The following is a 6397-nucleotide window of genomic DNA, read 5'->3' on the forward strand; positions in this document are numbered from 1 at the left end:
CATTACTTGGCATCTCAACGGTTGGATTTTTCGCGGCCTTAGCCTTAATGACTGAAAACGGAGGCATAGAGCCTTTTTTCCCCAACATAGGATCAATAAGGATAAATGTTTCGCCAGATTCAATGAGAAAAGTTGCGCTACGTAGGTGGTGGATCTTCATAATGCCTCTCTAAACTCACTAACAAGTCATGTTCTCTATACGATTTAGTATGCTACTTTCCGACTTCTTATGATACTGTCTTGAAAGTCAACGTTCGCGCAAATCGAGACACTCATGAACAAATCAAGCGAGTTAATTAAAATTACTATGATAGCCTTTGAAGGCATCAGTGCTTTTCATCTCTCTGTGCCCTGTCTGGTGTTTCGAGATATCTTTTTCGGTCAGCCGGTTCGGTTTAACTTGAGGATCTGTAGCGAAAACAGCTTGTGGTTTGAAACAAGCTCTGGATTTGGTGTGGTGGTCGATAGCGATCTAAGTGCTACCCAAGAAGCCGATATTATAATTATTCCAAGCTGGCCAAATGACCTGCCAGAGCCAAGTGAGCGACTTCTAGAGGCGTTAATAGATCATCATGATAAAGGGAAGTTGCTGGTAGGGCTCTGCCTTGGTTCTTATGTTCTCGCGTGTGCTGGCGTTCTCGATGGCAAACGAGCCACAAGCCACTGGGCATTTACCGAACAATTTCAGCAGCAATTTCCTAAGGTGAATTTTGACCCAAACCCTCTATTTGTTGAACATGAGACTATCATCACCTCTGCTGGAGTAGCAGCTTCACTCGATTGCTGTCTGCACATAGTGCGCCGTTTGTGTGGTAGTGAGCTTGCGAATGATCTCGCTCGTAAGATGGTGACTGCACCATCTCGTAATGGTGGGCAGCAACAATACATACCAGCACCAGTCAACATAAAACCCCTCACAGAGACAAGTATTAACCTTGTGATTGAGCAGGTTGAGCAGAGTCTCAATCAGTCTCATTCACTAGATGAACTCGCTGAGCGCTGTGCGATAAGTAAACGTACCTTTACACGCCAGTTTAAATCCACCTATGGTTGTACATTTGGTGAATGGCTGCAAAATCGACGTTTGGTGTTTAGCCAACGTCTATTAGAAACCACGAAACTATCGATACCTCAAATTGCAGAGCAAGCGGGTTTTGGCTCTGACAGTGTATTTAGAAAGCACTTTAAATCTGCTTTTCATGTATCGCCGGTTCAGTGGCGCACGACTTTCAAGCAATAGAACTCATTTCATTGAGGGCATTTTTGCGTTACATGCTACCGCCAGCATACCTTTGGGCAGAAATGAGTTTCGGAAAAGTAAACATTAGCAAATCATGAATAACTACAGGTATGGCAAAGAGGAAAAAGTTTCAACGGTGTCTCCAATTGCTTTATTGAAATACTAGTACCTGATCCCGTACTGGAATCAGGTGATTGTTATGAGAGACAAAAGACAAGACATGACCCTATTGTTTCTAATGCTGAGTCACAAGCAGTTTTTTTCCATGCTCGATTAATCATTATCAGCATTACTGATAACTTAAGCGCGTTGCAGCAAATCGGTTAAGTAAAGTGTGCATGATGTAACACAGTAATAAAGTCGCTACGATGGCAACCAAAATACTGCTAATACGGTAAAGTGCACTATATATCAGATCGCTACCTGGGGTGAGGTATTGGCCAAATAAAATCCCCAGCGTGGTCATCGCTCCAAAGCCAACCCCAGCGCCGACGTTTTCTTTAACATGAACTTGGCTAAATAGCATTAATCCGAACCATAAAACCGGCACTACTAAGATAAGCAGCCCCGACCAATCATAGAGAAACAACTGGGCTAACACACCGAATGTCACTCCAAGAAAGGTACCTATCGCACGTTTAAGGGCATAATTTAATACCCCAGTAAAATGCATCGGATAAAGTAATAAAATTGTGGCAGCTTGCGCCGACATAGAGTCTTGCAGATTAAATATCTGGAACACGACAAAAGATGCTGTGGCGATAGTTGCCCCCAGTAATACTTCATGTCGCATTCGATTTACTGATTTTGCTGGTGGTTTTTGCAATTTTCTGGGTTCAACATCAGGGATTAACGAGACCATGATATAGGCGATAATGATTGCCAGTATTGTGGCGCCGAGATTAGCGCCGATGAGACCGTTTAGATCAGTATCAGGGTAACTGGCAAAATTAAGCATGATGCTCAGATTAAGTAAACTATTGGCACCATAAAGAAAAAAACTGCCGCGGGTCATGGCGGTAAAAAAGCCAACAAACACCCCAAAAATAATCAGGGTCATTAAGACTGGATGGCCACCAAATAAACCACCGATAACGCCTACCACTAATCCAGCTGTGACAGAAGACGCCAACACCTGCCGCGCGACATGGGCGGTGAACACAGGTGCTAGCCCTAGCAATACCATAGGGGTAACAGTATAAAACACCCCGTTACTAAAGCCGAACAGTTTGCACACAGTAAAGCCAATCGTGCCAGCAGTGGCAATACGTAGACATTGACGTAAATCATTGGCTGTCATGGGATTAAATCTTAGTAACATGATTGTTGCCTTGTGTCGCTGTAATATATTTAAAATAGCGCATCTATCAAATGTATGATGTTAGTAGATATAGTGCAGCATACTGATGGCTTTAATCTGCCCATGAGCTAATAAGTTCAGCAAACTATTTTCTGGCATTATCTGCACCGTCGCCCGTGCCCCCGTTGGCAATGTTCTCATGACTTCGTCATTATCTAATTGTAAATGCAATCTCATTCTTTGGGCGTCACGGACCCAGCGATCAGATTGTTGCGGAGTCGCTAAACTGCCATTGGCATCGAACTGTCCGGCGCTAACCCCAGCATCAATACTGCTGACGTGGGCGCGATATAAACGGCCTGGTTCACCGTCAAACGCAACAAGGGCTTTAGATGAAATTGAGACATCTCGTAATGCCTTTTCTCTAAAATCAGCAATAATATCCACATCATCAGAAACAAGAGCCAGCAGTGGCTGGCCAATGGCCGCAAAGCCGCCGACCATGATTTGCAAGTTAGTAACTGTGCCGTCTTGATCCGCATGAACTTGGGTATAAGACAGGTTTAATTTGGCTTGGGCTAAGCGATTTTCGGCCTGACGTACTTTTAAGTTATTGTTACCGTAAACACCGCGGCTCACTTCTAATTGCTTTAAACGGGCTTGGGTTGCCAGCAAATTTGCTTCAGCCGCAGCGGCATCGCTGTCAGCTTGATCGCGTTGCTGTTGGGATACGCCATTAGTTTTGTACAGTGCATCAAGACGCTTTGCTTCGCTGCGTTTTTGTTGTGATGTGGTTTGGCTGGCATTGACATCAGCTTGCGCCGCTAACAAAGAGGCATCTAGCTCAGCGTTATCTTGCTGGACTTGCTCTAAAGCCAACTGCGCTTCATCTACCGCTAACTTATACGGTCTAGGATCTACTTCAAACAGTAATTCACCCTTGCTAACAACTTGGTTATTAGTGACAGCAATAGTTTTAATGCGGCCATTAACTTGTGGGGTAACCTTAGTCACAACCCGAGTTGCCATAGCCTGCGGCGTTAATGGCATAGTCGCATCAGCAAACATAAAGTAACCAAATACCAGCATAAAGCCTGCTAAGGCAATTTTTGTTAGCCGCGAAAATTGTTGATCTGGTGTCATATTTGTATTCACTTACTTGTCTGTCATTTTAGCTAATTTGGTTAACGCATTATTACCAATCAGATTAATTACTCTTTCAAACTCAGTAAGTTCTTCAGCGTTTATGCCTAAGAGCAATTGGCTACGGATATTGATAATTGTTACTTCAACTTTCGTTATTAAATCGAGTCCAGCAGGAGTCAAATTGACAAGTCTGGCGCGTTTATCATGGGGGCAACAGTGGCGTTCAATGAGCCCTTGCTGTTCTAATTGGGCTAAGGTGCGCATTAAAGAGGCCAGTTCAATTTCTAAGGCATTGGCTAATACTTTTTGACTGAGGTTGTCGCCTAATCGCCACAGTTTCCATAAGGCTGTCCAGCGTGGGTAAGTTAACTCTAAAGGGGCAAGTTCAATGTCAACAGCGGTGCGCCATAAGCGATGCAGACGCCCCAATTGTTCTGCCAGTGATAGCTCTTTCATATGGTCGAATTCTTTTTGCATCATGGTTCCCATTTACTTAGCGTGCTAACTATTATACTTGGTTAGCACGCTAAGTAAATTGTTTTATACTATCAAAATCGCCTCATAAGCCTAAATCCCCTTAAAGTAATGAAAAAAAAGAATAAAAATGGAAGTGAAATAGGACATCCGATCTTTTACCAATAAATTTTAACCCAGCCAACCCAATCGCTGAGCCAGAAACACAGTAGATGACAAAAAATATTAGCTAACGCGCCCATTCAGTCACAAAATAAACGGAAGCGGAATTTTAAAGAAAAATATGTAGGATTTTTGAGATTTACAGGTGGCGTTGTTGAACAATTCCTCCCTAAGAGCGTAGTAACCCCAAGGGCTGCGAGCAATTAAGCCACTTCATTTCTTACGGGCATACCTAACAACGGGGGGGGGCAGGTCTTGCCTTTTGCCACTATACGGCTGACTCGTGAATAATGTAAGTCGAAGTGATTCCCTATTTGCTTTTGCGTATAGCCACCGCTATTAAATGCAGCAATAATGGCATCATTTCTACTAGGCGCTGAGTCTTGGTACTCCTTTAGCGAAAGAGGTTTAGCACGTCGCTGTTTTGCCGGAACCTCTTTGATATCTCCCTCTGCTAAATTCAAATTAGGAAGATGACTGTTCACAAACTCATCACTGCCTAGGTACACCTGCTGCTTTAATCCTGTCCATAGTGGCTTACCAACCCCCTCGAAAACGAATTGCTTGTATTTCTCAACAGCCTTATTTCTCTGGCGGCCAAATTGAAACAAGGTTTGATCAACCGCTAGCCAGTCTGGTGACTCTTTTAAACCAGTAACAAAAGGCCAACTGCTCCACTCATATTCGTTCGGTGTATCCACTATATTTGCACGAACGGGGTTAAGTAAAATGTAACGTCCCACTTCCAATAGATAAGCGCCTTTGTCGACTAAAATGGCTTTAAAGCGACCTTGGTATAGATGACCGACTCGGTTATGTTTTCTATTGAACTTTTGGGTATACACACCATTAAGCTGACGCATTCCCTTACTTAAGTTCCCATCAGGAGTTTCGACGAGTAGATGGTAATGATTGGTCATTAAACAGTAGCTATGCACGACCCAATTGAATCGCTCACTGGTGCCTGACAACACTTCGATAAACAATTCAAAATCTTGCTCTTCCAGATAAATCGGCTGTCGAGCATTACCGCGCGACGTTACATGATAGAGCGCACCCGCATACTCTATTCTCAGTGGTCTACTCATTGTCTTCCCTATACAAAAATGGCCTAGTTAAAAACTAGACCATTTCATCAAAAAGGCAAAAGACAGGACTTGACCCTACGTACGATTTCATCAAAAAGGCAAAAGACAAGACTTGACCCTACGTACGCAAACGCTGACATGCGCCAAGTAAAGAGACAAAGAAACCGGATTGATAAGTCTTTGGCTCAAGCTGAAGCTCTAGGATTAATGGTCACTGATATTAAAGGAAGATTAGGATGGTGAGTTCACGGGTAAAAATTCAATCCGAGAAGCTTTTGGACAGAAATCATTTAGACTATTTACTTAAATCGGGAGTCACCGGATTAGTTCAGGTATCTAAAACTCCAAGGTCTCACCATCAGCAGGAATAAGGACTTTATCTGACAAACCGTTTTTATCAATTGCTTCTTTAAGAATTGGTCGAGTCACTGCACAGTGATTGAGTGCCTCCATATGGTTCGCAACCACCTTATTAGGGGAAAGGCGAATAAACTCCATGACCTCATCAATAGACATCAATAACGGTTGACCAACATCCATACGAGCACGGCCTGCTGCCACCACTGTGATGTCGGGTTTTAACTCATTCAAAGCTCGTCTTACATCATCGGTTAGAACCGTATCTCCGCTAATATAGATAGAGGGTTCATTGGGAAGCTCTAAGAAAAATCCGACGCCATTTGCCATTAGCTTATGAATCCAACCATGACCGTGTAAAGCAGGAACCGCAGTTAGTTTTCCGCCTAAAAAGTCGATAGTTTGCCAGTCTTCAATTCCCCAATTTACCGTTAAGTCGTATTTTTCTAGGTAAGCCTTATCTTTGGCTGGTGTCGCAACTGGGATATTACGACTTGTTAAAAACGTCTCACCTGCCGGATCTAGGTGATCTCCATGTTGTAATGCCTTGATACCAAGTGTTTGACTGTGAGTAATTAAGGTATGAGTAACCTTGTTTAGTAGCTCATCGGCATTACTTGGCATCTCAAC

Annotated in this window: 6 protein-coding genes and 1 pseudogene; 1 reads left to right on the forward strand and 6 read right to left on the reverse strand. The window is 43.3% G+C overall.

Going from position 1 to position 6397, the window contains the following annotated elements; genetic code table 11:
* Positions 1 to 160: pseudogene (locus AB4517_RS20955) on the reverse strand (MBL fold metallo-hydrolase); the annotation flags it as partial.
* Positions 161 to 274: 114 nt separating this feature from the next.
* On the opposite strand from AB4517_RS20955, the gene AB4517_RS20960 reads away from it, so the two are divergent.
* A complete protein-coding gene (locus AB4517_RS20960; RefSeq protein WP_372149784.1) occupies positions 275 to 1240 on the forward strand; it encodes a GlxA family transcriptional regulator in 966 nt (321 codons plus the stop codon).
* 289 nt (positions 1241 to 1529) lie between these two features.
* Here the strand turns inward: AB4517_RS20960 and AB4517_RS20965 are convergent, their stop codons facing one another.
* The 5 genes from AB4517_RS20965 to AB4517_RS20985 form a co-directional block, all read right to left on the reverse strand.
* Positions 1530 to 2561 (reverse strand): DUF2955 domain-containing protein, encoded by a 1032-nt coding sequence (locus AB4517_RS20965; RefSeq protein ID WP_017059067.1) that lies wholly within the window; start codon positions 2559 to 2561, stop codon positions 1530 to 1532.
* A 60-nt stretch (positions 2562 to 2621) separates the two neighbouring features.
* Positions 2622 to 3683 carry an HlyD family secretion protein gene (locus AB4517_RS20970; protein WP_017059068.1) on the reverse strand — a complete coding sequence of 354 codons (1062 nt, stop codon included), beginning with the start codon at positions 3681 to 3683 and terminating at the stop codon, positions 2622 to 2624.
* 12 nt (positions 3684 to 3695) lie between these two features.
* Positions 3696 to 4163, reverse strand: coding sequence for a transcriptional regulator SlyA (gene slyA / locus AB4517_RS20975; protein ID WP_017059069.1), 468 nt, complete (start codon positions 4161 to 4163; stop codon positions 3696 to 3698).
* Between the two features lie 362 nt (positions 4164 to 4525).
* The gene (locus AB4517_RS20980; RefSeq protein ID WP_372149787.1) at positions 4526 to 5410 is read right to left on the reverse strand and encodes a transposase; all 885 of its coding nucleotides are present in this window, start codon (positions 5408 to 5410) and stop codon (positions 4526 to 4528) included.
* A gap of 336 nt (positions 5411 to 5746) precedes the next feature.
* A partial coding sequence (locus AB4517_RS20985) for an MBL fold metallo-hydrolase (RefSeq protein WP_372149789.1) occupies positions 5747 to 6397 on the reverse strand: 651 nt, incomplete at its 5' end.

Origin of the sequence: Vibrio sp. 10N.222.52.C3 (assembly GCF_041474195.1) — a bacterium.
Taxonomy (GTDB): Bacteria; Pseudomonadota; Gammaproteobacteria; order Enterobacterales; family Vibrionaceae; genus Vibrio; species Vibrio crassostreae_C.